Here is a 25,799-nt window from a genome sequence, read left to right on the forward strand (position 1 = left end):
AGTAGCAGAGGTTAAAGCGATAGCAGTAGTAACAACACCTAATTGTTTAGAAAAATTAATCAAAGGAATTCTCCTGGTTGAGTAAGTAGATAAATTGAGTTAATTGCACCGCTAAGTGGGCAATTAAGATTTTGGATAGTTTCCAAAAAAACTCAAGCACCGAAGAATTGATCAGAGGATTTAACCTGGTAAAACTTTAACCTTTATGCCGAATTATTCTTCTGCCACAAAAAATAACTCGATCACATTTGCTAAAATTAGACTATCACAATAAGTGACAATAGTGTAAAGATTAACTTAACTTATACGCCAAATTACTGACTGCTTTTTTTTAGGATAGCCTCTGGCTTTTTTGTTCTTTTCTTGGCGAGATCGATCCAGTCACTTACACTGGCGGTAAGCATTACAGGGATTGATACTTGCAATTAAGTTTATAGATTATCACAAAAAAAAGTCCATAATAATGGACTTAAACCGCTCTATAATTAGGGTCTATAACTCTGAAATAATCTTGAATAATAATCCCTTATTATTTATCCTTTTTTTTCAAAACTGAACCAGCACTTAAAGCAGTAAGTCCCAGTAGCGCTAATCCAGAAGCCGGTTCAGGTACACTAGTTGAATCTGCCTTTGACGGATCGTTGGTAATGGTTTCCTTAAAATTAGGATTGGGATCAACATAGGTAGTTGACAAAAATGAGCCTGAGTCACGAGTAAACCTAATTCCTGACTCTCTATTCCAGGTAAGAGTTTGACCACCTCCTAAAAAATACCTCCCAAAATCGATATCTAGAGTCCAATTATCAGGGGTAGAGAAAAAAAGGATACTAGGGCGAGGGTCAACGGGAATACAAGGATCAATGCTAAAACAAGGAATAATATGAGGAGGGTCTATAGGAACCAAAGTAATAGTGGGAGAAGTAATAGTGGGAGAAGAAGGCAAAGGTTCAAGGGTATCAGAACCTCGTGGCAATGAAGCTTCTACATCAAGAAACCAAGAGAGTAATTCCCCTTCAGTAGTGTACTCAACAAATCCCTCGTAATCTTTAGCTTTTGGAATAGACTCTTCTATCAGAGTAACATCGATACGAGTAAAAGGGCTTATAGACCTCCATGTAGGATCAGGGAATATAGAATAAGACAAAAATTCAAGAGTGCCACTGAATTCGTGCTTGATTATCTGGAAAGCAGCAGCCGGTAAAACTCCAAGAGTAGCAGAGGTTAAAGCGATAGCAGTAGTAACAACACCTAATTGTTTAGAAAAATTAATCAAAGGAATTCTCCTGGTTGAGTAAGTAGATAAATTGAGTTAATTGCACCGCTAAGTGGGCAATTAAGATTTTGGATAGTTTCCAAAAAAACTCAAGCACCGAAGAATTGATCAGAGGATTTAATCTGGTAAAACTTTAACCTTTATGCCGAATTATTCTTCTGCCACAAAAAATAACTCGATCACATTTGCTAAAATTAGACTATCACAAAGGGTGACGACAGTGGAAATATTAAATCAACTTATACGCCAATTTACTCAATTCTATTTTTTAGGATAGCCTCTGGCTTTTTTGTTTTTTATTTCGCGATGTTGCTCCAGTCACTTACAGTTGCGGTAACCATGATAGGTATTTATACTTGCAATTAATTTTATAGATTATCACAAAAAAAAGTCCATAATAATGGACTTAACCCGCTCTAAACTTAGGGCTTATTTTTATAAAATAGGACTTGTAAAGGCAAATTTATCGCTAGGATTATGCCCCCCTAGCCCCCCAATTTTGGGGGTAATAAAACTATAAAACTCCCCCAAAGTTGGGGGATTTAGGGGGCTTTTCCAAATTATTTATCCTTTCTTTTCAAAACTGAACCAGCACCTAAAGCAGTAATTCCCAGTAGCGCTAATCCAGACGCAGGTTCAGGTACACTAGTTGGATCTGGCTTTGAAGGATCCTCGGTGATCGTTTCCTTAAACGTAGGATTAGGATCAACATAGGTAGTTGGAGGTAATAGGGAACCTCCAAGAGTAAAGGTAATTCCTGAGTCTCTGTTCCAGGTAAGAGTATAAGCCCCGGCATCAACAGCCCTACCAAAATCGATATCTAGAATCCAACTATCAGGGGTAGCGTCAAACGTCGTAATAAAGTTTCTAGGAGGAACAGGAAGAGGAGAAGGAAACGGAGAAGGCAACGGTTCAAGGGTAATATCAGAACCGACTTGCTCTAACCCTTCTACATCAAGAAACCAAGAGAGTAATTCCCCTTCAGTATTGTACTCAACAAACCCCTCGTAATCTCTAGTTTCGGGAGGAGGCTCTGGCAGAAAACTAGGAAAATCCGATAATTCAAGTTCGCCACTGAATTCTTGGTTAATTATCTGCTCAGCAGCAGCCGGTAAAACGGCAACAGTTGCAGAAGTTAAAGCCACAGCAGTAGTAACAAGAGCGAATTGCTGAGAAAGATTAGTCACAGAAAGTATCCTCGTTCAGTATGTATAAAAAAGGGAACAGGGAACAGGGAACAGGGAACAGGGAACGGTAGGAAAGAATTTAAGCATTAAGCTATCAGCCTATGCGCTACGCCCACGCTACGGGAACGTTTAATCTGAGTTACGCCTGAAAGCTGACAGCACCTCAAGTAGCGTGGCCAACGGCCAAGGGCTGAATGCTTACGAAATAGTTAACAGGATTTTTTGGTTATGATAAATTATTAGGATTTATCATAATCGCTTTTAAACTAATAGAGTTAGCTTGAATTATAGTCACCTAAAAAAACCATGTCAATACTTTATCAAAACCCAGAAAATTGACGATGCCAAATTGCCTGATTAGTATAGGATTTATAATATAGAAAAGGGAATAGGGAGTAGCGATGCAGTCGCTGACCGGCGAAATGACAACCATTGCTCCCCATCTCCCCATCTCTCCATCTCTCCATCTCCCTACTCCCTAAGACGAAAGTCCCTCACCTAATTGAGAAGCACTACAGTCTTTAATATATAAAGCGCAATAAAAACTAGGAGGTGATTGTCATGCTGCTCAACTACCAATACCAGGCTTATCCAAGTAGTCAACAAAAACTAGAACTAAATGATTGGCTACGGATTTGTCGGTACTGGTACAACTGGCAGTTGGGCGATCGCTTTCGGTGGTGGAATGAAAACCGCACTGCTGTTAATTCTTGTCCGTTGATTACTTATCTACCAGAACTCAGAGATAACCCCGGTTATTTCAGTCAAAAAAAGCTGTTACCAATCTGGAAAAAAGACTTGGTGACAGTTGTCCACTCAGGTGAATTGCTGGACTTTACCCGAGTTCCGGCGAATACTTTACAGGACGTATGTAAAAGAGCAGACCTAGCTTTCAGTCGATTCATCAAAGGCGATTGTAATGGTAGTCGTAGCGGAAAACCGCGATTTAAAAATCAAGCTAGATACAGGACTTTAAAGATAGATGGGAAAGACTGTTTTTCTGTAGCTAGAATCGAGAAGAAATGGATATGGCTAAAGATAAGTAAACTCAAGGGCTGGCTCAAAGTACGCCTACATCGTCCGCTGCCCGACGGGTTTAAGATCAAGAATATTCTAATCACCAAGAAAACCGATGGTTGGTATACAACCTTATGCTTAGAAGATTCTACAGTACCAGCGTTTACACCAGAAAGTGTTATTCCCACTTGGGATAATAGCATAGGGTTGGATGCCGTACTTTACGGAGACGATTATCTAGCAACATCTGAAAACACCAAACTACCTTCACTTAAGTCTTACCGTAAAAATCATTCTGATTTAGAAAAGGTACAGACAAAAAAGAATGCCAAGACAAAAGGCAGTAAAGCTAGAAGGAAATTGCAATCGCGTGAAGCGAGAATACATCAACGGATTGCTAGGAGCCGAAAGGATCATGCCTATAAAACAGCTCATGTTCTGGTTAGAACCGGAAAAAAAGTTTTCTATTATGAAAATTTGAACCTTACTGGTTTAAATCAACGAAATAAACCCAAGCCAGATGGGAAGGGTGGATATTTGCCTAATGGACAGTCTGCTAAATCTGGATTAAATAAGTCTTGGTTGGACGCAGGGTTTGGGCAGTTCTTTGAGGTACTGGACTACATAGCTGGAAAAGCTGGAGCAGTAACGAAAAAGTGTAACCCTGCCTATACCTCTCAGCTGTTAAGCTATCGAGACGAGTTTGTATTCACGGATTGCGACCTCCGCGAGTATTGGGATGAGCAAGAAATGTTATTGGTTGATCGCGACGTAAATGCTGCAATTAACCTAAAACGAGTGGGGCTGGGCGTGTTCCCCACTATAAAACGCCGTAAAGGGAATCCGGTTATAGATAGCTCTATAACTAATAGTACCTCAAAGGAAGTTTTAGTAGCTCTAAGGAGTGCTAGAAGCTTACACTTAACGGATAGGGAAGTGTAGGAGCGTCACCTATGGCAAGTGATCATGACCGTAAGGGATACTTCTAGGGAGCTGTTATGCGATCGCAAATTATTCGATTGACCTTTGGTCACGCTACGCGATCGCAAATTACGCGATCGCAAACAAGGAATAAGTCTAAGCAGCTGTTATGTATCTTTAGTAGGACTATTAAAAGATTGATTATAGGGAAACAGAGTATCCAGTAATCGGTTCAAGCTCCCCTGCCCATGAACAGTAGGCTGAGTCTTCGGAGCTGGTGATTCTGTCTGCGACTCCGCCGTCGTCTCAGCTTCAATAGTTTCTGTAGTATTAGTTTCTGTAGTATTAGTCTGTGTATTATTAGTCTGTGTATTATTAGTCTGTGTATTATTAGTCTGTGTTGTATCTGTAGCCACCGTAGTATTAGTCTGTGTTGTATCTGTAGCCACCGTATTACTGGTGGATGGCACTTGACCATTTACAGATTCCGTGGTAAAGCTTTGATCAGGTACAGTTGATGACAACTCCTGAGGTTTCTGCTCCAAGCTATCAGGAGTTGGTTGAGACTCTTCCGGTAATGGACGCCCCTTATCCCCCAAGACCGACGCTGATGGCACAACTTGTAAGGATTCTACAGAATGATTCCAAATTGTCGTCAGGGAGCCAATACTAGCATTAGCGCCAATTTTTCCCTTCCCCACGACCAGAACCCCAGCGCCTAAACTCGCTCCTGATTCCACCTCCACAGTACCTTTGTGAGCATGAATAATTGCTCCCATACCGATACAAACACCGGCTGCAATCGTTATTTTACTATCTCGATCCGCTCGCAAAATTACCCCTGCTGAAATAACAGCACTAGGATCAATGCTCACATTTCCTTCCACGTATATATGAGAATTATTACTCAATTGAAGTTTAGGCAAGTGCATAATTTTTGGCACAGTAGACTTCGCCGCCGTTTTGGGGGTAAAGGGTTTTGGGTAAAGGGTTTTGGGATTAAATTTGACTCTAGCACTATCATTTTTGAGGGCTTCTTTACCGTTGCAAGAAGTCTAATACCTATAAATAAGCTGGTCTTGATTTAAATTAAATGGTTCTCGCAGCAAGGGAGTAGGGGGATAGGGTTTGACGGTTTGTTTTCTAAGGGATGCAGTACGGTATTGGGGCTTCCCCCCATCTACCCACACTTCCCACACTTCCCACACTTCCCACACTTCCCTATCTGTTCCCTGTTCCCTGTGCTATGCTTGTAAATTAAGGCTTTTGAATCAGCGTCTCTAGAACACGCCGTTTAGCTTTCGGATCAATACCAATCAACCGTACATACTCACCCGAATGTTGAACCAAGCAGGTTTCTAGACCTTCAACCACGTCTGAAACCCGAGTAGAGTCAATGGGGGAGCAACTCTGCCAAGAGCTGGTGCGGAATCGACGTTTATCCGCATGTTCAGTACCAATGCGATAACCTTGGGACAACAAGCTACGAATCTTATCAACGATATCTTGAGTCAAGGATGAACCAGAAGCGCTGCTGCCATTGAATCCTGAGGATTGCGTTGAACGGGGAGTATAGCTACTACTACTAGGTTTAGCACCAGGATTTACGGTGTCCCCAGGTTTTTGAATAATCTTTTCCATCACCCGGCGCTTGGCTTTCGCGTCAATGCCAATCAATCGGACATACTCACCAGCGTGGTCTGCCAAACAAGCCCCTAGGTCTGCCAAAGCTTGTGATAGGTTATCGGAGCTTATGCCAGGGGCACTCTTCCAGGAACTAGTCCGGAAGCGACGCTCATCAGCATACTCAATACCAATCCGATACCCTTGGGACAACAGTTGACGAACTAGATCATCCACTGATGAGTCTAAGCCATTGCTAGAGAAACCCGCAGTAGGTTGAGGAGCAGAGCTATAGGGGCTGTAGCTTCTTGAACCAGATCCAGTGGAACTTCCAGAAACAGGGCCACCCGGTTTTTGGATAATCTCTTCACACACCCGGCGTTTAGCTTTCGGGTCAATCCCAATTAGTCGGACATACTCACCAGCGTGGTCTGCCAGACAATCACCCAAGGATTGGAGCACTTCTGATTCACGATCTGAGTGTATTCCGGAAGCACTCTTCCAGGAACTAGTACGGAAGCGACGCTCATCAGCATATTCAGCACCAATTCGGTATCCTTGGCCTAACAGTTGACGAACTCGTTGTTGAAGCTCTGAACTTAATCCTGTATTTGAAGACATTGATCTGAAAGATTTATGGGAACTATCAGGGCTACTATGACCATTAGAGTCAGCATTGTCAGCAATTTCCTTGCGGATGGGTATCATGCAGGAATCATCCTCTGCACACTGATAACCCGCCCGCAATGCATCATTGATTGCCACCACATGGTTAGCAAACGTTCTATCTTGCTCTTCTACATCCGGTAGTCGGTCAGCTTGCTGCTGATTAGTAATCACCGCTCCGGAAGGAACATATTTACCGGGAGGAATTTCGACATCCTGAACAAGGGCATGCATCATCACAATACAGCCCTTGCCAACTCTAGCATTAAACACCGTAGAGCGAAAGCCAATAAAGCAATCATCCGCAACATAAGCAGGACCATGAATCAGGCTCATGTGGGTAATCGATGCATCCTTGCCAATCCAAACTGAGTACTCTTCCTGGTCATCCCCAACAACCCGACCGTCTTCAAGACCATGAATCACAACACCATCTTGAATATTGGTACCTTCACCGATGTAAAATGGTCCCCCTTCATCAGCTCGAATCGAGGTTCCCGAGGCAATCAATACATTTGGCCCAATCTCTACATCTCCAATAATGTTGGAAAAAGAATGGACATAAGCTGTGTCATCAATTTTTGGTTCAGCCAGATCCCGTGACCAAGGTGTTGGGGGAGCTGCCTGGGTGCTAAATGCCATAGATGTTTTCCTCCTAATTTTTATTTGAGATACACTGTCATGAAATAGATTTTTGTCAAGCCCCACACTTGAGGATTGGGGGTTAGTTATTTCTGCTGCTCCCACTCGGGAATTGTAATCACGCAGAAATTGCTGGATTGTTAATAGTTAACCTCTACCGTTATGGCTTATCGTTACAAATAACTGCTTTGGAAAGCAAAAGGGCCCAAGTCAGAATCGAGCAATGGATAACAAGCCATAAGCTACTACCCAAAGCTACTACCCAAAGCTACTATTGTCCGAACCTACTCACTAATACTGGTCTTTTTTGCTGTAGAGCATGCTATTGTCCACACTGACCGTGTCAATAATCCCCACCACCATAGCGTCGATGGGACGCTTGTCACTCTCACCGACTTGCCGAGCCGCGCTGCCACGGCTGACTAGCACCCACTCATTTATACCAGCACCGACTATGTCAGCTGCTACCTCATACTTGGGCAGTGGTTCTCCTGCATCATCTAGGTATTGCAGGAAAAGGAATTTAGTTCCTCTAAGACTAGGATCTTTATAAGTACTAACGACCGTGCCTCGGACCTTGGCAATTTGCATTGACCTAACTTATTAACAGGACTTGGGGTGACAGGACTTGGGGGGAGATGGATTAGGGAGCAGTTATATGGCCAAGCCAAAACTAGTGGATCAAGCAATCTCTCCCCTCATGGTAAGCACATCCCCTACTTGACACCGGCATGTCTTGAATCTCAAATTGGCGGACGATTATGGACGGTTCATCGGACGGATGGCGTTAGTACTCTCCCGGAACTGTTCCACATCTTCGGTATAACGAATTGGTAGAACATACTCCAGGTTTTCGTGAGGTCGAGCAATAATATGGGTAGATAATACCTGACCTCCATTAACACGCTTAACGTTATCAACCCCAGCAGATACGGAAGCTTGCACCTCAGACACATCTCCCCGCACAATCACGGTTACACGAGCGCTACCAATTTTTTCATAACCCACAAGGGTGACACGAGCCGCTTTCACCATAGCATCTGCGGCTTCTACAACCGCTGGAAAACCAAGGGTTTCCACCATTCCCACAGCAATTGACATGAATTTTACTCCTAGACGTTTATCAAGATTTTGATCAACCCACGCGCTGACCACACGTGGGATGGTTGTGACGGCATATAAGCCCTTAAGCTAAACCTATAGTCACTGCATACCAACGAGTTCAGCACCCAAGCTTGTGCCAATTGCCTCTAGACTCTCTATGGTTTTTAGGAGCATCTTGGCTAGTAGCTACGGAACTGTTCCACAGCTTCGCTGTAACGAATTGGTAGGACATACTCTAAGTTTTCATGGGGACGAGCGATGATATGGGTGGATACCACCTTACCTCCATTCACCCGGTTTGCTGATTCTATTCCAGCAGATACGGAAGCTTGCACCTCGGAAACATCTCCCCGCACAATCACGGTTACACGAGCGCTACCGATTTTTTCATAACCCACAAGGGTGACGCGAGCGGCTTTAACCATCGCATCAGCTGCTTCTACAACAGCTGGAAAGCCCTCAGTTTCAATCATTCCAACAGCAATTGGCATTTCGCTTTTCTCCTAGTGGATTAGTCAAATAAGAGTGATGAACGCTCCCTAACTAACCTTGCAGTGTAGTTAGGGCAGTGTAGTTAGGGTTTCTATGGCATTGCAGATAACTGCAATGTTGCCGGGTAAATCGGCCTTTTCGATACACCGTCAGAACGTGAGCCGACCAAGCCCATTGCAGGTAGCTAACTCAGGTAGCTAAGTGTATTGGTCGTGCTTCTGTGCTTCCCTTGCTCCTGCCTTAATCCACCTCATGGTTAGTTTGGAGGGGATTAAAGGGTGGAGGGGGTGTGGGTTTGCCTGACCAAAAGTGATTGTTTCCCTGGCCTTTCGGCCACGCTACGCGCACACCCCGGCTCAAACAAAGATAGTAGACGGGGAATGCCCTCAACATCTTTGTTTAAAGGACAACCAAAACTAAGCATAGAGAACCTTGGCGTATTTGACAATATAAAATATGATAATACTTCTTAATGAGAGACCTTAACATAACTTAACATTCCGAGGGGGTCAGCTAGATTAGTTAACGAAAATTCACCGTTTTGGAGAATGGTTGCTTTTGTTTTATAATTTTTTTATAACTTTTAGATAAGTAATCCTCACTAAGCGCCAGAATTTGAGTGCGGTCACCGAGTTCCTGGGTTACGGCACTGGGAACTGGGTCGCTCTAACCTGACTAAGGATAGGTGGGTGGATAGATGGGTTGTCAAGCCTGATTTGAGCTTTAATCCCTTAGCTTGATCGGTTGTCAAGCCAGACTTGACCTTGAATAAGTTAGCTTGATGGGTTCTATAAAGGTTACTTGTCATGATTCCAAAACCAGTGTTTTATGGTAATAATCAAAAAAATATTCGGAAAAAATAAGCCTGGATTATGTCCAAGATAACCCTTAACTGATAAAGTTGTAAAAATAGTAATGATTTAAGACAAATCACCACATTATTAGCTGTAAACCGAGGAAAATCGTAACTTTAAAAAGACGTTTGGGCTAATTAGTACCGATTTTTATTTAATTGATTGCAGAAATGATGAGGTCAAGGCGTGATGACTGAGTTGCTTACTCAGACGATTTGGGTAGTTCCCATTTACAGTTGGATTGGGGCATTTTTAACTATCCCCTGGGCAACAGGAATAGTGCGTCGTACGGGACCGAGACCAGCGGCTTACTTTAACCTGTTGATGACACTTTTCGCCTGCATTCATGGCTGGCTGATCTTCCAAGCTTCATTACAGGAAGCGGTGCAAGAGATAGAGTTTCACTGGCTAATGGTTGCTGATATTGACATATCCTTTGTTCTGGAAGTCTCACCAGTGAGTACTGCAGCAATGGAGTTTATCACCAGCCTAAGTCTATTGGCGCAACTCTATGCTCTCGGATATATGGAGAAAGATTGGGGATTAGCTCGCTTCTTTGCCCTGATGGGATTTTTTGAAGGGGCATTGATCGGAATTGTCTTGAGTAATTCCTTATTCCTGACCTATGCTCTGTTGGAGATGCTCACGGTGTGTACTTTGCTCATTGTGGGTTTTTGGTACGCTCAGCCTTTAGCACTCAAAGCTGCCCGAGATGCTTTTCTAACCAAGCGTGTAGGAGATATATTGCTGCTAGTTGGGGTGGTGAGCTTAGCCACCTTTGCGGGAAGCTTAACCTTTTCAGACTTGTATACCTGGGCTTATTCAGCTAATCTACCGCCACTAGTGGGTAACTTACTGGGATTGGCTTTGATTGCTGGTCCAATTGGTAAATGTGCCCAATTCCCCTTGAATTTATGGTTGGATGAGGCGATGGAGGGACCCAATCCCGCTTCAGTACTGCGGAATTCCTTGGTGGTGACTTGTGGTACTTATGTGCTGATTAAACTGGTGCCGATCGTGACCATGGTCTCACCGTTGACCTTATCGGTGTTAGTAGTTATTGGTACTATCACAGCACTAGGCACCTCAATGGTAGCGATCGCACAAATCGATATTAAGCGATCGCTTTCCCATTCCACCAGCGCTTACATTGGTTTAGTATTTATCGCGGTTGGAATGCAGCGCGCTGATATTGGTGTGATTTTACTGGTTGCCCATGCCTTTGCTAAAGCCTTGATGTTTATGAGCATCGGGGGGGTAATCTTCAACACCAATAACCAAAATTTAGCTGAATTGGGGGGCTTAGGGTCAAAAATGCCCGCTACTAGCACTGCCTTTGCCGTGGGTATGGTTGGTCTGATTGGACTTTTCCCCCTGGGTGGCTTTTGGGCAATGAGTGAAGGGATTAACGCCTTTTGGTTTGATGCCCCTCTTCTGGTCATACCCTTTCTCTTCGTTAACGCAGTTACTGCCTTAGGTTTAGTCCGGGTGTTTCGGCTAGTTTTCCTAGGGAAACCCCAAGCGAAGACCCGTCGAGCACCAGAAGTACCGTGGGCTATGGCCTTACCAATGGTAGCGTTAACCATACTGACATTGCTGGTACCAGTGCTAATACGTCCGATGGAATTGCTATCGGAATGGGAGGATCTCAATCTCCTAGCCGAGGTAAGCTTGATAATCTCTAGTGTCGTAGGTTGCACTACAGGGGCTTTAATTTACCTACCCAGAACCTGGTCGCGCTCAATTCGGATGCCGTTGAAATTGTTCCAAGACCTATTCGCCTATGACTTTTACCTAGACGAACTGTATCGTTACACCATCGTGTTTGCTGTTCGCTTATTTTCTAACATTACAGCTTGGGTGGATAGATATATCGTTGATGGCTTAGTCAATCTGGTTGGTTTAGGAACAGTATTTAGTGGTCAAAGCCTAAAATACAGCGTTTCTGGTAAATCACAGTTTTATGTACTGACTATCCTTTTAGGAATCAGCTTATTAGCAATCTTCATCACTTGGCCCTTGAATCAGTGGTCTTGGAGTCAGTGGTCTTTGGAGCAGTGGTCTTTGTTGATAGGTGATTAGTTGAACGCGCACGCGTGGCCTTTTGGCCAAGGTTAGCAGGTTGAAGGTTAGCAGGTTGAACGCGCACGCGTGGCCTTTTGGCCAAGGTTAGCCCGTTGAAAGTTAGCAGGTTGAAAGTTAGCAGGTTGAACGCGCACGCGTGGCCTTTTGGCCAAGGTTAGCCCGTTGAAGGTTAGCAGGTTGAAAGTTAGCAGGTTGAACGCGCACGCGTGGCCTTTTGGCCAAGGTTAGCCCTTTGACTGTTGAACCTTCAACCCCAAACAACCTTCAACCTTCAACCTTCAACCAAACAACCTTCAACCCCAAACAACCTTCAACCAAACAACCTTCAACCTTCAACCAAACAACCTTCAACCAAACAACCTTCAACCTTCAACCTTCAACCTTCAACCAAACAACCTTCAACCAAACAACCTGCAAATAAACAACCCGATAAGAACAGTTAGTAAACAAATAATTAGGAGACTGGTCGATTTATGTTGAGTGCCTTGATTTTGGTACCAATACTTAGTGCCGCTATAGTGGGGTTTTGGCCCGGGAATGTCACCGCTAAAGCAGCTCGTCAAATTGCCTTGGTGGTTACTGGTGGTATTTTCCTCTGGTCAGTAATATTGATGACCATGTTTAACCCCGGTGACGTGAATCTACAATTTCAGGAAAATCTTCCTTGGATTCAGGCAATCGGTTTGACCTATAGTTTAGGGGTAGATGGTCTATCGTTGCCCTTACTTATCCTAAATGGTCTGCTAACCGCAATTGCCCTGTATTGCACAGATTCCAATACCATTCGGCCTAGGTTGTATTACGCTCTGATGCTCTTGATCAATGGCGCTGTTGCCGGTGCCTTCCTAGCTCAGGATTTACTGCTGTTTTTTATCTTCTATGAGCTGGAACTGATTCCCCTATATTTGTTGATTGCAATTTGGGGGGGTAAGCGCAGAGGCTATGCTGCAACCAAGTTTCTCCTCTACACAGCCCTTTCCGGAGCCTTGGTTTTAGCGTCATTCCTGGGCCTAGTGTTTTTGACTGGTTCCTCTAGCTTTAGCTACGCCGAGACCAAGGAGCTGGCATCATTACTACCCGTTGCTCAGCAATTAATTCTTTTAGGAGCAGTTCTAATTGGCTTTGGAATTAAAATTCCCTTCGTGCCATTCCATACCTGGTTGCCAGATGCCCACGTGGAAGCATCAACCCCAGTTTCAATTCTATTAGCTGGTGTACTCCTGAAATTAGGTACCTATGGTTTGTTGCGGTTTGGCTTAGGTTTGTTTCCGGAACCTTGGACAATTCTGGCACCTTGGTTGGGAATTTGGGCAGCAGTGAGTTCCCTTTACGGAGCGTTCAATGCCATTGTCCAGAAAGACATGAAAAAAATGGTGGCATATAGTTCTGTCGCTCACATGGCATACATTCTGTTAGCTGCTGCTGCTGCCACTAAGCTAGCGTTGGTAGCCTCAGTTTTGCATATGATCAGTCACGGTTTAATATCAGCGCTACTGTTTTTATTAGTCGGTATCATTTATAAGAAAACTGGCTCACGGGATATCACTATCCTCAATGGTCTATTAAATCCGGAACGGGGTATGCCAGTAGTTGGTAGTTTGATAGTGCTTGGTGTAATGGCTAGTGCTGGTATCCCTGGCATGGTGGGATTTATCTCTGAGTTTCTGGTCTACTGGGGTAGTCTCCAGGTGTTACCAATCCCAACTATCCTATGCATGCTCAGCACCGGTTTAACGGTTGTTTACTTTTTACAACTAGTTGGTGGAGCCTTCTTTGGTCGTCTGGCTAACCATTTAACTGATTTACCAACCGTTAAGTTCACAGAACAATTACCAGGGCTGGTTTTAGCACTATTGATTGTGGTTCTGGGACTACAACCAGGATGGTTACTTAATTTAAGTGAACCGATCACAGCAACTTTGGTAACGACACCACCGAATGTAGCTGTGAATGTATCAAGCAATAGTTGAAGGTTAACAGGTTGTTCGCGTAGCTTGGCCGAAATGTAGAATGTAGAATTTAGAATTTAGAATTTAGAATTTAGAATTTAGAATTTAGAATTCTACATTCTGCATTCTTCATTCTACATTTTGACAGATAACCTTCAACAACCTTCACCCTTCACCCTTCACCCTTCACCCTTCACCCTAATTATTATGGTAGTTAGCCAGAAAACCAAACGAAAGCATCCCTTAGAGGAGTATATAAAGCGACTACAAACTGGTAGTGCCCTGCTATCGGATTCCCCAGAAAACCTGATGGAAGTAGTCGGTATACTTCACAGCTACGGCATTGTTTTAGATGCTTACTCCCGCAATCTTATCTACACTGCAGATCATCAATTTTTAGTATTTTTTCCCTTCTTTAAATACTTCAATGGCGACATTTCATTCTCAAAGCTTTTACGTCATTGGTGGCACGACCGAATTAACTTTGAGTACGCTGAATACTGTATGCGCTCGATGTTATGGCACGGTGGTGGGGGCTTAGATACTCATCTCGATACCGATGAATTTGAGCAGCGATGTGCCGAAGCAATTCAGGCAAAGTTTAAGAGCAATCCCTTGATGCTGGGAATGAACAAGCTATTTCCTGAATTCCTGCCCGAACAAGTGCGAATGCTTGCCTATACCAGTGGATTAGGGCAATTCTGGCGGGTGATGAGTGATATATTCATGTCCCTATCTCAGGGCTATGACGAAGGGGAAATTAAGTCGATTCCCCAAGTAGTAGACCATATTAAAGCAGGGTTAGTCGCAGCAGCAAACAAACCCATTACCTATGCCCCTCAGATTGGCGCTCAAAGGTATGAGATTATTCCCGAATCGGTTGGTTTGACTTTCTTGTCTGATACAGGAGTACCCTATGTAGAGGCAATTTTCTTCCGGGGAACACCCTTTCTGGGGACAGTATCTCTGAATGCCCAAGCCTACCAGATTTCCCCAGATCAAACCCGATTTACCTATGGCGCATTGTATGCTGACCCATTGCCTATTGGTGGTGCTGGAATTCCACCGACATTGCTGATGCAGGATATGAGGCATTATCTACCCAAGTATCTCAGCGATTTTTTTATGCGATCGCATCGGGGTGAAATTGACTTGCGGGTCAAAATTTGCCAAACTTTCCAGAAATCTATGTTTTGTGTCACTACAGCTGCGATTTTGGGGCTAGCACCTCATCCGATGGATACCACGGATCCTGCTGAACTTGAGGAAAATCGAGCCTATTTGGAATACTGGATGGATCGATTGATCCCCTCCCGCTTAAGAGCAGCCAATGGTCAAATGACCAACGCCTAAAACTGCCCATTACCCTGAACTACGTGTTTAAGGGTAGTGAGAGTCTCCAGGCTAATCATGCCGCGAGAATGTCCTTTTTGATTAGACATACCTAGAAACACGGAGTCTCCTGGTTGCGGATTCCGTGAAAATCTTGGTGAAGAATTAATGTAAACCGATGCACTATCTACACCTAAGGCAAACTGACGGCTTTCCTGATAAGAATCTGTCACCAGGCAGTCAGCATGACCACTACTATATTGATTAATCCAAGCAATGCCTGATTCTATAGAATCTACCACTTTCAACGCAATAGTTTTGGTCAAGTAGGCTTGACCCCACTCGGATTCTGCTGCCAAGGTCAATTGTTCAGGAAACTTAGCCACTAGATTGGCATCACCTCTGAGTTCAAAACCGTTTTCCTTGAGGTTGTTCAACAGGGTAACTAAGGCAGAGGTTTTTTGATTCTGATTAATCAGAATTTTTTCAATAGCATTGACGGGATCCGGCTGACTGGCGTGGCTATCTAAAACCATATGCCTAAGCAGATCGACGTTACCATTAGCAGACCAGTAAAGGTAGCAGTTACCAATGGCCGATTGCAAAACTGGTGCAGTTGATTGCTGGATCACCTGCTTGAGCAGGGTTGGTCGTCCGTGGGGAATTACCAAATTCAGATATGGATTTTGAGTGACCAAATCCCGAATCGAAGCTCCCTGTCCAGAGGGGAATAGTTCCAGACATCCCGTTGGCAAACCGACCTCATCCAAAGCATTTTGCAACGCTTGAGCAATCACCTGGTTAGATTGACTGGCTTCGCTACTGCCTTTGAGAATCAGGGAGTTACCAGTTTTGAGACAAAAGCCTGCGGCAATTGCACCTAGTTCAGGGAATGCCTCATAAATTAGAGCAATCACTCCCAACGGCATTAGCTGACAGTAGGTCTGAGATTGGTCAGTTTGATAGGAAGCGTTCATTACCCGCCGGATTGGATCAGATAACTTTCCAATCCTTTCCAGGATCCCGATAGCCATCTGTAGCCTTTCTGGTGTTAGCTTCAGCCAGTCCAAAATTAGGTCTGGCACTGCCATGTCCCTACTGGTTTCCAGATCTAGGGTGTTAGCTTCCAAAATATCATCAAAGGAATTTCGCATTCCTTGAGCCATGGCCTCGATGCCACGAGAGCGCTCTTCTCCCTTGGTGTTTGCCAATGCCCGAGAAGCATGGTGGACACTGGCCATTAAATCATGTAACTTCGAGGCCTTGCTCCCAGAGTCTGTGTTCATTGTTAGTTAACGCCGGTAAGCTAGCCAAACCATCATAGCCGGAAGTACTGCTAGGAGTACTGCCAGTAATGCCCAGACTATGATACCTGGCCCTTTTTGGGAGTGAAGTGCCAAAGGCAACCAGACAATCAGCAGAACTAAGACAATACCCAAGGCTACAGGTAAGTAGCTTTCACCAAGACTACCATGGATTGTATACCAACGATGTCCTGTCCAACGCCAAGCTTTTTTATAGGGGTAGTGGGTGGATAGTTGCTCCATCACATAACCACTTTCGTCTACCACAAAAATTTGCTGACAGCGATTGCAGCCAAGGGCTTCTGTCAGTGTAATTGGCACTAAATGACCCCGACGCCGACAAGGGCAGGGATACTCGGAGTTTAAGTCAATCTTTTGACCCTTTTGAGATTGCACAAGCGTTATTAAAAACCAAAAGACATGTGGTTAGGTTTATCAAAAAACCTGGAATTGGTAGTGCTGCATGATTTAAATATTAGGACACTACAAAGCTAAGCGTGTCCCCATCTATTATATAATCTTATTCTTTAAGGTTATTGATGCACATTGCCACGGTTTGCATCAAGTGGGATAACTGAGCTGAAGACAGGCTAAGCAAGGAGGTCTCTCTCCAGGCTTTACAGGTTTATTTACTATTCGTAAGCGGGTAACGCGATTCGAACGCGCGACATTCACCTTGGCAAGGTGACGCTCTACCACTGAGCTATACCCGCACCTCAACTTATCTCTTTATAGTATGTCAGATAAGCCAAAATTTGTCAACCCCTTCTACTGAGCTTTTAGATTCAAGAAAATTAGGAAAATGTCCCAAAATTAACTCATATGTTAGGAATCAGGGTCAGATTCTGAAGCAATTGTCCAATTTGCCGAGAATGGTAGAGTTTGTTGCCCCAAAGTTCCCTGCTCAGACTCTTCATAGCCTAATATTGAATTTTGACCTCGAAAACTTCGCATCAGGTTAGCCATTTCTATGGCATTCATGGCATAATCCCAACCTTTATTGCTCTTGATTCCCGCCCGTTCTAGAGCTTGCTGCATGGTATCTACAGTTAGAATACCAAAAATAACAGGTACCCCAGTTTGAAAACCGGCAGCAGCAATGCCCTTGGCTACTTCAGCAGCGACATAATCAAAATGGGGAGTTTGACCCCGAATCACTGATCCCAAGCAAATCACTGCATCATAACGACCGCTAAGAGCAGCTTGGCGAGCCATCAATGAAATTTCAAAGCTACCCGGTACCCAAATATAGTCAACTTGAGTACCTTGGGGATTGGGATCAATGCCATGGCGTTTTAAGCAATCTTTACACCCGTCTAAGAGTTTACCTGTCACTAGGTCATTAAAGCGACCAATGATAATCGCAAACCTCAGGGAGGTAGATGATGTTAAATTTCCCTCGAAAACTGCCATGACTATCGCTGTAAAGGTTGGTTAAAGTAATAATTTGGGTCTAGCTGACGGAAATTATAACCTAAACCACCAAAAAGTTGAGGGCACCGACTAAAAGCACTAGAAGCACCCAAACCCCTGAACCAAGCCAAAGCAAACGTTTTGATTGCTCCCAGTTCTGAGGTGTGGCATAAGCTACTGGTACACCGACTACCAAGACAAATGACAATAAGACTAGGGCAGTGAGTAATAGTTGGAATATAATAGTCATTTTCTGTGCTGATACCTTGACGCTAAACTTCTCTTTCTTGATGGCAAGCGGGATTGGGGGAGACCCCCCTTTGGCCGCGCTGCATCACTAAAACTTGTTTAAAACAGGCTAATGCCTAGCTAAGCACTATAGATTTTACCAGATGCTTTTACCTTTTCTGCCAAAATTTGTTGCCATCAATGCAGTTTGAACTCTTCCCTTCAGGTGATGAGTGTGGGGAGTGTGATGAGTGTGGGGAGTGTGGGGAGTGTGGGGAGTGTGGGGAGTGTGGGTAGAGGGACTAAAGGGTTAAAAAAAGTGTAAACTATTAATAGGTGAATAGCATTAATAAAGGAAATCGGGAAATAGATACAGATGGGGAAATGGCCAGATGAAATTGATGTATAGCCAAAATTTCCAGAATTGGTAGACTAATCACTATGGATCTGATTTTGTGTCATACCACCGCTGACTTTGATGCCCTAGGAGCAGCTGTAGGACTGACTCGCCTCAAGCCAGGAGCAAAAGCTGTACTAACTGGCGGGACTGATCCGGCTGTAAGAGATTTTTTGGCACTGCATCGGGATGAGTATGCCCTGATCGAGCGCCGGTCTGTACAATTGGCTCAGATTAATTCCGTAATTATCGTAGATACTCAAAAACGCGATCGCTTAGGGAAAGCAGCTGAGTGGTTAGACTTAGCACAGTTAAACGCCATTGAAATTTACGACCATCATCCCGTACCCCAAACTGATATCCCGGCTACCTATACACAGATTGAACCTGTGGGAGCAACCACCACCTTAATTGTGGAGCAACTACAGCAATCCCAAATCGAGTTAACTACTGCTGAAGCCACGGTGATGGCATTGGGAATCCATCTCGATACAGGTTCCCTGACCTTTGACCAGACCACACCAAGAGATGGGGCTGCTTTGACCTGGTTAATGGAGCAAGGAGCGAATATGCGTCAGATAGCTCAGTATGTTGATCCAGGGCTATCTCCTCAATTGGAAAAATTATTTAGGCAATCTCTAGACCTTTTGCAGCGACAAACCCACTTGGGTTACACCATTTCTTGGGTATTCCTAAACACTCCTGGGCATGTGCCTGGCTTATCGAGTTTGGCATCACGCTTACTAGAAGTAACTGAAAGCGATGCCCTGCTTTTGGGGGCTGAGTATAAACGAAAGTCAAAAGTAGAAACCCCACAACCGGCAGATTTACCAATTGCAAGGTTTCAGGTTGAAGGTTATTCACCGTTTCCGGTTGGCGGTTTAACGGTTGAAGGTTCTGAAAATTATTATAACCGGCAAAATTCAAAAAGACAACCTAAGAGCCAAAATAACCTTGAAACTCAAACTCAGACTAACTTTGGCCAAAAGGCCACGCTACGCGAACAACCTTCTAACCTTGGCCAAAAGGCCACGCTACGCGAAGGACCTTTACCCCAAACTAAGGTCACTATAATTGGGCGGACGCGAATTGAGGGGACGGATTTGAACCAGTTGTTGCAACCCCTAGGAGGAGGTGGACATTCCCAAGCCGCTGCGGTTACCTTACGAGACTGTGATGCCCAGACCATCCTAGAGCAGCTGGTCAACCAACTAAAAGACCAAATTCCCCAACCTCTGACGGCTCGGGATTTAATGTCGTCCCCCGTGCGCACCATTCGCCCCAATACCAAGATTAAGGAAGCCCAGAGAATTTTGTTGCGCTATGGTCATTCGGGGCTTTCAGTAGTAGACCAACAAGACCAGCTGGTAGGAATTATCTCCCGACGAGACCTCGATTTAGCCTTGCACCACGGTTTTGGTCATGCCCCAGTCAAGGGCTACATGACGAAGGATGTTAAGACCATTACTCCGGAAACCTCGATGGCAGACATTCAGTCCTTGATGGTGACTTACGATATTGGGCGTTTACCCGTTCTAGAGAATGGGCAACTAATGGGAATTGTGACCCGGACTGATGTATTGCGGCAACTGTTTCAGGAAGAGTTGAATGAAAAGCCGTTGAAGGTTGACGGGTCAACCCTGAAACCGGCCAACCTGAAACCGGCTAACATAAAACCTCTGTTGGCTTCGAGCCTGTGGGAACTTCTGACCATAGCTGCCGAGAAAGCTCAGGAGCGGGGTTGGCATCTCTACCTAGTTGGGGGAGCTGTCAGAGACTTGTTACTAGCGGATGGGAAAAAGCCACTACTCCTAAATGATATAGACTTGGTTGTCGATGGCTTTCACCGCTCAGCGGATGCGATCGCAGGAGTCACCCTGGCCAAGGAACTCCGGAAAATTTACCGTAACGTGCGCTTGGAAGTACATGGGTCTTTTCAAACCGCAGCCTTGCTATGGCATAATGACCCAACATTGGGCTCCCTTTGTGTAGATATTGCTACTGCTCGTACCGAGTTCTATCCTTATCCCGCCGCTAATCCTGAAGTCGAAGCTAGTTCCATTCGTCAAGACCTTTACCGCCGAGATTTTACCATCAACGCCATGGCAGCAAGGCTAACAAAGGTTAATCCCCAATCTCAATTGCCCCTGTTGGACTTCTTTGGGGGTATGTTAGATTTGCGATCGCATAAAATTCGAGTCCTACACGCCAATAGCTTTATTGAAGACCCAACCCGAATCTATCGAGCGGTAAGGTTTGCCGTGCGATTGGGATTTGAAATTGAACCCCAAACCAAGGAGTATATCCACTATGCCATTGAAAGTGGGGTATATCAGCGCACCCTAGCCGAAAACGCCAAAGTACCAGCACTCCAAACCCGACTCAAAGCAGAACTTAACTATATGTTGCAAGCCCCCTACTGGCAACCAGCATTGCAGTTATTGTCCTCATTGGGAGCGTTGCAGTGTCTTCATCCTACCCTGACCCTAGATAAACCATTATGGTGGCGAGTGCGTTTGCTTGGGCGCTGGCTACAGAGATTTGACCCCGAGCAAACCTTAAGGCACTGGCAGATGCGTTTGGAAGTATTAATTGCTGATCTAGCACCAGACGAACGGGTTAAGGTAGCCAAGAATTTACAGTTGCCCGTAGACAGTGTTGAGCGTCTTCAAAAACTTGAGGGATGGCAAGCCGATTTCCTAGAATCTCTACCAACATGCCAGCTCAACAGTCAAATCGTCCACATGTTGCGCCAGTATAAATTACCTACCTTAGTATTGATTGGGGTGTATAGTCCTAGAGCGATCCGACGTAACATTTGGCAGTATCTCACCACTTGGAGGCATGTCAAACCGCCACTGGATGGCAATGATCTCAGAAAGTTAGGCTATAAGCCAGGAGCACACTATCGGGAAATTCTGGATGCACTCTTAGACGCCACCCTAGACAGGGTGATTCGGGATCAGGCTGAGGCTAAAGCATTTCTGGCAATACACTATCCACCTGTTGAGAAAGAATAAGGTAAAAGGTATAAAGGCGTAAGCAATCAGCAATCAGCAATCAGCAATCAGCTGATGCGCTACCCCCAGGCTAGGCGAACAGCTTTTGAATAAAACAGGTAAGGATTGGAATAATGCTGAGTTACCGGAAGCTGCGATGGGATTCATAGTCTTTGGCTGATGGGCAAATCCTCAGACTTCCAATTCTCATTAATCTCGAATTATTAAATTGTCCCGTTCGCCTAGCGTGGCCATAGGCCTGCATAGGTTTATTTTAAGCTGACTGCTGACAGCTGACGGCTGAATGCTTAGATAAAGGCAAACCGACAACAGATAACTGATAATGCTAGAATTCATCCGGTCAGATCTATCCAAATTAACCGCCTACACACCTCATCCTGGGGGCGAGGAAGGGAAAAAACCAGAATCAACTGTTCCCCTAGATCGCCTGGATACCAATGAATGCCCCTTTGACTTACCAGCAGAGTTAAAGGAAAAATTGGCTTGGAGCTATCAACAGCTGATTGAAGCTAATCGATATCCCGATGGTGGACATGGGAAACTCAAAAATGCGATCGCAGAATACGTTAACGAATCGGCTGCCCTAGAAAAGGTAGTAACACCACACCAGATTTCCGTAGGCAACGGTTCCGATGAACTAATTCGTTCTATCTTAATTGCCACCTGCTTAGGAGGAGAAGGCTCGATCCTAATCGCTAATCCCACCTTCTCGATGTATTCCATACTGGCACAGACCTTAGGAATACCAGTAGTGAGTGTGGGGCGTCGGCAAGAAAACTTTGAAATGAAGATCGACGATGCCCAAGCAGCCATTGAACAGACCGTAACAGAAACCTCGACCCAACGACCACCAATACGAGTAGTATTTGTAGTTCATCCTAACTCTCCCACCGCCAACCCCTTGACTCCCCAGGAATTAGAGTGGTTGCGTGGTCTACCAGATAATATTTTAGTGGTTATTGATGAAGCCTACTTTGAATTCAGCCAAGCATCAGTAGTCCAAGAATTAGCCGAGCATCCCAACTGGGTAATATTGAGGACATTTTCCAAAGCATTTCGTTTAGCTACTCACCGTGTTGGTTATAGCATCGCTCACCCAGAACTAATTGCTGCTCTCGAAAAAATTCGCTTACCCTACAACTTACCCAGCTTTTCCCAAGCTGCTGCCATAGTCGCTCTCAATCATAGACAAACTCTGCTGGCATCAATTCCCGAGATTATCGCTGAGCGAGATAAGTTACTAAAAGCCCTATCAGAACATTCAGCCTTACAGGTTTGGCCAAGTGCTTCTAACTTCATCTACGTGCGTCTAGCACAATCGGGCAACGAGTCTACTAGCAAAGACCTGAATCAGGTAACTCAGGCCATGAAAGATCAAGGCACCCTAATACGTCATACTGGAGGAGGATTGCGGATCACCGTGGGCTCTCCTGAGGAGAATACTCGTACATTGCAACGATTACAAGCAGTTCTCGCCTAATTTACTTATACCCTAATTTACTTATACCAAGTTGCGGTAAAACGTACAACTTTCTCTTCCGCCAATCTCCCTATCTCCCTATCTCCCTATCTCCCTATCTCCCTATCCAACCAATCTACTCTCTTTGAATGCAACTCGGTATCAGGTGTTTGTTAGCGAACGGAGGGTTTTAGCAATTTCTACCAGCTGAAACCCAGGAGGATAAACCCCCTCAGCTTTGATGCGCTCGATAGCAGCCGGTGGGATAGCCAAATTTAGCTTTCTAGCAACAGCTCTAACTATATCACCCCGGTCAATGACACCTGCCACAGTTCCTGCAGGAGAAAGTACGCTCAGACGCTTAATATTAAGCTCCTCTAAGCTGCTAATCACCTCCACCAAGGGTGTTTTCTCCTCCACTTTTGGAATTTCTGATAAAGGGCGCACTATAGTTTCCAACGTCTCAGTGTCCCAACGACTACGCTCGACAAAATGTAAATCCTCAATTTTCACTAGCCCACGATAGCGTCCATTAGCTGCAGCGTAGTAGGGCATTGGGTTTTGCCTATCGGTTAAGATATACTCATCCGCAAAAGAACGTAACGTCTGGTTGGCTTCCACCACCCGAAAGTCACGGGTCATGGCATTAGATGCCATCAGCTTAAGTAAGACTTCTTGCAAGGTGGTTAGGTGGTCATAGGCGCTGGCATTGCGAAAAATAAACCAGCCAATCAGAGTTGGCCAAATGAATGCCAAGGTACCCGTCAGCAGAGTCATTCCTAATCCCAGGGATAGGGCTATAAGCCCAAACCCCTTACCCGTTCTGGCAGCCCAACGGACACCTGTAAAGAGATCCCCAGTTAGTTTCCAGACTGCTGCTTTCAACACTTGTCCACCATCTAAAGGTAGACCAGGAATTAGGTTAAATAATGCCAAGACTAGGTTGATTCTAGCTATCTCATTGGCGATGGTATATCCCCAAGCCGAGGTGGGTAATGTCAGAGTTAGCACATAAAACAGACCAAAGAGGATGAAACTTACTAATGGTCCTGCGATCGCTACTTGAAAGGCTTCTGCTGGAGTCTTTGATTCTCGGTCAATCGACGCAATCCCGCCGAATATAAATAGGGTAATCGAATTAACTTTGATACCCTGGGAGAGGGCAGCTAGACTGTGACCTAATTCATGTAAGAGTACAGAACTAAATAACAACAGTGCCATCGCCAATCCAGCTACCCAAGCCAAAATCGACCCTAGGCTAGAGTCGAACTCTCGCGCATTAATCATCGTTACCAATAGCAAGATGAAAAACCACGATGGGTCTAAAAACAGTGGGATTCCGAATAGAGAGCCAACTCGCCAACCTGATAGCATCACATTTTCCTTATCTGAGACGTTCCATACCTCCACATACCAGGATAAAGTAACTCCTCTGTTCTGGGTTATGGAACTGCCACAGGCATCCGCTCACTAAGACGAGTGTTTAGGTCTGCAAGTAGGTCATTGCCACTACGACGAGCTTCCCAAGGACCGGTGTTATATTGATCGATTATCCACTGCCCATTGATAAAATCTTCTGACTCAGCCAGGGTACCAATATACTGGATTGGAGTCGATGAGCTGGTGAGGTATCGCTTAGTAAATTGGATACGCCGTCCGATTACCTCACCACTTAGCTGGGCTTCTCCTAAGTAGCCGTCATCCAAACTATTGCCAGTGATGGTATTCTTGCTTTGAACCAGAGTTGCTTCAAACCGGGTGGGTACTCCCCCTTGCCAGTAAGTTCCGAGCCAAGTGCCAGTTAAGTCTGCCATGAACACCAAATTTTAGTGAGGAGTTAACTTACTATTATACTATATTTTGGGTATATGTAGCAAACTTTGATAGGTGCTGGGATTAAGAAGACACCGAAACAGGGGAAAGGTGCTGCTCATTGTAACTAGGAGGCTCTAGAGACTAGACCTATTTTGACATCAAAGATGAAGTTGTTCCAATGTTAGTGCAGCAAAACCACCAGACTCGTCATACTTGACCTTCAATTGTTGCAACTTTGACGGTGTTACCAGCCAATTTGCTGCGAGAGTACAGGGAGTACCAACACTTACTTGATCTGGACAACTGATAGAAACTCCATCAGGTAAAAAGAAGGTGTTATGTCCTTCCCAACCCCAGTTTAATTGAATTGCTACAGGCTCAGAAATCTTTAAATCAGGGGTCATGGTAACAGAGGTTCCTTGCCAATTCCCACTCAGATTTCTCTCGGACACCTGTTCTATTTCTTTAGACCAATACTGACTAGGAAAACCCCTGGCATCTTCACGAATATTCGCTGTTCGGAACAAAGCTCCTTGTTTATCGTAAACAATCCCGACACTATGTCGTAATTCCTCGTACCTAAAAAATAATTCAACACCAAAATACGAATCGGGTTTTAATTGTCTTGTTACCCAAGCAGTATGACCAGATTCAAAGCAAATAGTTCTCATCGAATCAGCTTGTGGGTGAAATATGCCATCAGGTAAATTATTTTCTTGCTGATTATAGTCCCAACTTTCTTCTTTTACGTTATCTTCAGCGTAGATATAGCGATTTATTTGATGAATTTCAGTTTGCTCTGGATTGCCCTGAAAAATTCTTAGACTTTGAAATGATTCTTTTACTTCTCCTGAAGGAGAATACCTTGTCCAAATACCATGCCAATCCCGCAAATGGTTGGCCGTGAAATTTTTCCAGTTTTGCTCTTTTAAATCCATATCATTATACCCAAAAAAATCTTGATTATTTGCTAATTATATCTAGCCAGCCTGAGCTCAGATGAATAATCTTTCTGAAG

24 protein-coding genes and 1 tRNA gene are annotated in these 25,799 nt (G+C 44.5%); 7 read left to right on the forward strand and 18 right to left on the reverse strand.

What is annotated here, in order from left to right:
* Window positions 1-529: 529 nt before the first annotated feature.
* From F6K46_RS03520 to F6K46_RS03530, 3 genes are all read right to left on the reverse strand, one after another.
* Window positions 530-1,273: a hypothetical protein gene (locus F6K46_RS03520; RefSeq protein WP_293052306.1), complete on the reverse strand. Its 744-nt coding sequence runs from the start codon at window positions 1,271-1,273 to the stop codon at window positions 530-532.
* A gap of 560 nt (window positions 1,274-1,833) precedes the next feature.
* Window positions 1,834-2,460, reverse strand: coding sequence for a PEP-CTERM sorting domain-containing protein (locus tag F6K46_RS03525; protein ID WP_293052309.1), 627 nt, complete (start codon window positions 2,458-2,460; stop codon window positions 1,834-1,836).
* A 320-nt stretch (window positions 2,461-2,780) separates the two neighbouring features.
* On the reverse strand, window positions 2,781-2,927 hold the full coding sequence (locus tag F6K46_RS03530) for a hypothetical protein (RefSeq protein ID WP_293052312.1): 147 nt from the start codon (window positions 2,925-2,927) through the stop codon (window positions 2,781-2,783).
* A 94-nt stretch (window positions 2,928-3,021) separates the two neighbouring features.
* Between F6K46_RS03530 and F6K46_RS03535 the strand changes: the two genes are divergently transcribed.
* Complete coding sequence (locus tag F6K46_RS03535) at window positions 3,022-4,419, forward strand: transposase (RefSeq protein ID WP_293052314.1); 1,398 nt, start codon at window positions 3,022-3,024, stop codon at window positions 4,417-4,419.
* Between the two features lie 146 nt (window positions 4,420-4,565).
* On the opposite strand, the gene F6K46_RS03540 is transcribed toward F6K46_RS03535, so the two are convergent.
* The 7 genes from F6K46_RS03540 to F6K46_RS03570 form a co-directional block, all read right to left on the reverse strand.
* Entirely contained in the window at window positions 4,566-5,342 is a 777-nt protein-coding gene (locus F6K46_RS03540) for a hypothetical protein (RefSeq protein WP_293116778.1), read from the reverse strand.
* 111 nt (window positions 5,343-5,453) lie between these two features.
* The gene (locus F6K46_RS03545; RefSeq protein ID WP_293018914.1) at window positions 5,454-5,615 is read right to left on the reverse strand and encodes a hypothetical protein; all 162 of its coding nucleotides are present in this window, start codon (window positions 5,613-5,615) and stop codon (window positions 5,454-5,456) included.
* Window positions 5,616-5,655: 40 nt separating this feature from the next.
* Window positions 5,656-7,329 (reverse strand): ribulose bisphosphate carboxylase small subunit, encoded by a 1,674-nt coding sequence (locus F6K46_RS03550; RefSeq protein WP_293052318.1) that lies wholly within the window; start codon window positions 7,327-7,329, stop codon window positions 5,656-5,658.
* Between the two features lie 291 nt (window positions 7,330-7,620).
* Window positions 7,621-7,920 (reverse strand): EutN/CcmL family microcompartment protein, encoded by a 300-nt coding sequence (locus F6K46_RS03555; protein ID WP_008185074.1) that lies wholly within the window; start codon window positions 7,918-7,920, stop codon window positions 7,621-7,623.
* Window positions 7,921-8,088: 168 nt separating this feature from the next.
* Window positions 8,089-8,430, reverse strand: coding sequence for a carbon dioxide-concentrating mechanism protein CcmK (locus F6K46_RS03560; RefSeq protein ID WP_044493402.1), 342 nt, complete (start codon window positions 8,428-8,430; stop codon window positions 8,089-8,091).
* A gap of 182 nt (window positions 8,431-8,612) precedes the next feature.
* On the reverse strand, window positions 8,613-8,924 hold the full coding sequence (locus F6K46_RS03565) for a carbon dioxide-concentrating mechanism protein CcmK (RefSeq protein WP_008185070.1): 312 nt from the start codon (window positions 8,922-8,924) through the stop codon (window positions 8,613-8,615).
* Window positions 8,925-9,550: 626 nt separating this feature from the next.
* Window positions 9,551-9,733, reverse strand: coding sequence for a hypothetical protein (locus tag F6K46_RS03570; protein WP_075902542.1), 183 nt, complete (start codon window positions 9,731-9,733; stop codon window positions 9,551-9,553).
* A 235-nt stretch (window positions 9,734-9,968) separates the two neighbouring features.
* Here F6K46_RS03570 and F6K46_RS03575 point away from each other — a divergent pair, with 235 nt between their 5' ends.
* The 4 genes from F6K46_RS03575 to F6K46_RS03590 all read left to right on the forward strand — a co-directional run bounded on the left by F6K46_RS03575 (window position 9,969) and on the right by F6K46_RS03590 (window position 15,166).
* Window positions 9,969-11,861 carry an NAD(P)H-quinone oxidoreductase subunit F gene (locus F6K46_RS03575; RefSeq protein ID WP_293035881.1) on the forward strand — a complete coding sequence of 631 codons (1,893 nt, stop codon included), beginning with the start codon at window positions 9,969-9,971 and terminating at the stop codon, window positions 11,859-11,861.
* Window positions 11,862-12,103: 242 nt separating this feature from the next.
* A complete protein-coding gene (locus F6K46_RS03580) occupies window positions 12,104-12,307 on the forward strand; it encodes a hypothetical protein (RefSeq protein WP_293035879.1) in 204 nt (67 codons plus the stop codon).
* A 30-nt stretch (window positions 12,308-12,337) separates the two neighbouring features.
* Window positions 12,338-13,834: an NADH-quinone oxidoreductase subunit M gene (locus F6K46_RS03585; RefSeq protein WP_293035877.1), complete on the forward strand. Its 1,497-nt coding sequence runs from the start codon at window positions 12,338-12,340 to the stop codon at window positions 13,832-13,834.
* Window positions 13,835-14,020: 186 nt separating this feature from the next.
* Complete coding sequence (locus tag F6K46_RS03590; RefSeq protein WP_293035939.1) at window positions 14,021-15,166, forward strand: CO2 hydration protein; 1,146 nt, start codon at window positions 14,021-14,023, stop codon at window positions 15,164-15,166.
* Here F6K46_RS03590 and F6K46_RS03595 read toward each other — a convergent pair.
* The 5 genes from F6K46_RS03595 to psbZ form a co-directional block, all read right to left on the reverse strand.
* The gene (locus F6K46_RS03595; protein ID WP_293018932.1) at window positions 15,163-16,431 is read right to left on the reverse strand and encodes a glutamate-5-semialdehyde dehydrogenase; all 1,269 of its coding nucleotides are present in this window, start codon (window positions 16,429-16,431) and stop codon (window positions 15,163-15,165) included. The genes F6K46_RS03590 and F6K46_RS03595 overlap by 4 nt on opposite strands.
* 6 nt (window positions 16,432-16,437) lie before the next feature.
* A complete protein-coding gene (locus F6K46_RS03600; protein ID WP_070394764.1) occupies window positions 16,438-16,845 on the reverse strand; it encodes a hypothetical protein in 408 nt (135 codons plus the stop codon).
* A 245-nt stretch (window positions 16,846-17,090) separates the two neighbouring features.
* A tRNA-Gly gene (locus F6K46_RS03605) sits at window positions 17,091-17,162 on the reverse strand.
* 112 nt (window positions 17,163-17,274) lie between these two features.
* A complete protein-coding gene (ribH, locus tag F6K46_RS03610) occupies window positions 17,275-17,862 on the reverse strand; it encodes a 6,7-dimethyl-8-ribityllumazine synthase (protein ID WP_075902549.1) in 588 nt (195 codons plus the stop codon).
* A gap of 61 nt (window positions 17,863-17,923) precedes the next feature.
* Complete coding sequence (psbZ, locus tag F6K46_RS03615) at window positions 17,924-18,112, reverse strand: photosystem II reaction center protein PsbZ (protein ID WP_070394766.1); 189 nt, start codon at window positions 18,110-18,112, stop codon at window positions 17,924-17,926.
* A 419-nt stretch (window positions 18,113-18,531) separates the two neighbouring features.
* Between psbZ and F6K46_RS03620 the strand changes: the two genes are divergently transcribed.
* Window positions 18,532-21,507 (forward strand): CBS domain-containing protein, encoded by a 2,976-nt coding sequence (locus F6K46_RS03620; RefSeq protein WP_293052330.1) that lies wholly within the window; start codon window positions 18,532-18,534, stop codon window positions 21,505-21,507.
* Between the two features lie 322 nt (window positions 21,508-21,829).
* Window positions 21,830-22,987, forward strand: a complete 1,158-nt coding sequence (locus F6K46_RS03625; protein ID WP_293052333.1) for a histidinol-phosphate transaminase — start codon at window positions 21,830-21,832, stop codon at window positions 22,985-22,987.
* 141 nt (window positions 22,988-23,128) lie between these two features.
* On the opposite strand, the gene F6K46_RS03630 is transcribed toward F6K46_RS03625, so the two are convergent.
* The 3 genes from F6K46_RS03630 to F6K46_RS03640 all read right to left on the reverse strand — a co-directional run bounded on the left by F6K46_RS03630 (window position 23,129) and on the right by F6K46_RS03640 (window position 25,719).
* The gene (locus F6K46_RS03630; protein ID WP_293052336.1) at window positions 23,129-24,340 is read right to left on the reverse strand and encodes a site-2 protease family protein; all 1,212 of its coding nucleotides are present in this window, start codon (window positions 24,338-24,340) and stop codon (window positions 23,129-23,131) included.
* 68 nt (window positions 24,341-24,408) lie between these two features.
* Window positions 24,409-24,780 carry a hypothetical protein gene (locus F6K46_RS03635; RefSeq protein WP_293052339.1) on the reverse strand — a complete coding sequence of 124 codons (372 nt, stop codon included), beginning with the start codon at window positions 24,778-24,780 and terminating at the stop codon, window positions 24,409-24,411.
* Window positions 24,781-24,939: 159 nt separating this feature from the next.
* Window positions 24,940-25,719 (reverse strand): DUF3598 family protein, encoded by a 780-nt coding sequence (locus F6K46_RS03640; protein ID WP_293052342.1) that lies wholly within the window; start codon window positions 25,717-25,719, stop codon window positions 24,940-24,942.
* Window positions 25,720-25,799: the final 80 nt, after the last annotated feature.

This window comes from Moorena sp. SIO3E8, from assembly GCF_010692445.1.
Lineage (GTDB): Bacteria > Cyanobacteriota > Cyanobacteriia > Cyanobacteriales > Coleofasciculaceae > Moorena > Moorena bouillonii.

Coding starts and splice junctions, on each gene's coding strand:
- F6K46_RS03530 (WP_293052312.1), bottom strand. CDS start 2,927: ATGGAGAGATGGAGAGATGGGGAGATGGGGAGCAATGGTTGTCATTTC.
- F6K46_RS03535 (WP_293052314.1), top strand. CDS start 3,022: ATGCTGCTCAACTACCAATACCAGGCTTATCCAAGTAGTCAACAAAAA.
- F6K46_RS03550 (WP_293052318.1), bottom strand. CDS start 7,329: ATGGCATTTAGCACCCAGGCAGCTCCCCCAACACCTTGGTCACGGGAT.
- F6K46_RS03555 (WP_008185074.1), bottom strand. CDS start 7,920: ATGCAAATTGCCAAGGTCCGAGGCACGGTCGTTAGTACTTATAAAGAT.
- F6K46_RS03560 (WP_044493402.1), bottom strand. CDS start 8,430: ATGTCAATTGCTGTGGGAATGGTGGAAACCCTTGGTTTTCCAGCGGTT.
- F6K46_RS03565 (WP_008185070.1), bottom strand. CDS start 8,924: ATGCCAATTGCTGTTGGAATGATTGAAACTGAGGGCTTTCCAGCTGTT.
- F6K46_RS03570 (WP_075902542.1), bottom strand. CDS start 9,733: ATGACAAGTAACCTTTATAGAACCCATCAAGCTAACTTATTCAAGGTC.
- F6K46_RS03575 (WP_293035881.1), top strand. CDS start 9,969: ATGACTGAGTTGCTTACTCAGACGATTTGGGTAGTTCCCATTTACAGT.
- F6K46_RS03585 (WP_293035877.1), top strand. CDS start 12,338: ATGTTGAGTGCCTTGATTTTGGTACCAATACTTAGTGCCGCTATAGTG.
- F6K46_RS03590 (WP_293035939.1), top strand. CDS start 14,021: ATGGTAGTTAGCCAGAAAACCAAACGAAAGCATCCCTTAGAGGAGTAT.
- F6K46_RS03595 (WP_293018932.1), bottom strand. CDS start 16,431: ATGAACACAGACTCTGGGAGCAAGGCCTCGAAGTTACATGATTTAATG.
- ribH (WP_075902549.1), bottom strand. CDS start 17,862: ATGGCAGTTTTCGAGGGAAATTTAACATCATCTACCTCCCTGAGGTTT.
- psbZ (WP_070394766.1), bottom strand. CDS start 18,112: ATGACTATTATATTCCAACTATTACTCACTGCCCTAGTCTTATTGTCA.
- F6K46_RS03620 (WP_293052330.1), top strand. CDS start 18,532: ATGGATCTGATTTTGTGTCATACCACCGCTGACTTTGATGCCCTAGGA.
- F6K46_RS03625 (WP_293052333.1), top strand. CDS start 21,830: ATGCTAGAATTCATCCGGTCAGATCTATCCAAATTAACCGCCTACACA.
- F6K46_RS03630 (WP_293052336.1), bottom strand. CDS start 24,340: ATGCTATCAGGTTGGCGAGTTGGCTCTCTATTCGGAATCCCACTGTTT.
- F6K46_RS03635 (WP_293052339.1), bottom strand. CDS start 24,780: ATGGCAGACTTAACTGGCACTTGGCTCGGAACTTACTGGCAAGGGGGA.
- F6K46_RS03640 (WP_293052342.1), bottom strand. CDS start 25,719: ATGGATTTAAAAGAGCAAAACTGGAAAAATTTCACGGCCAACCATTTG.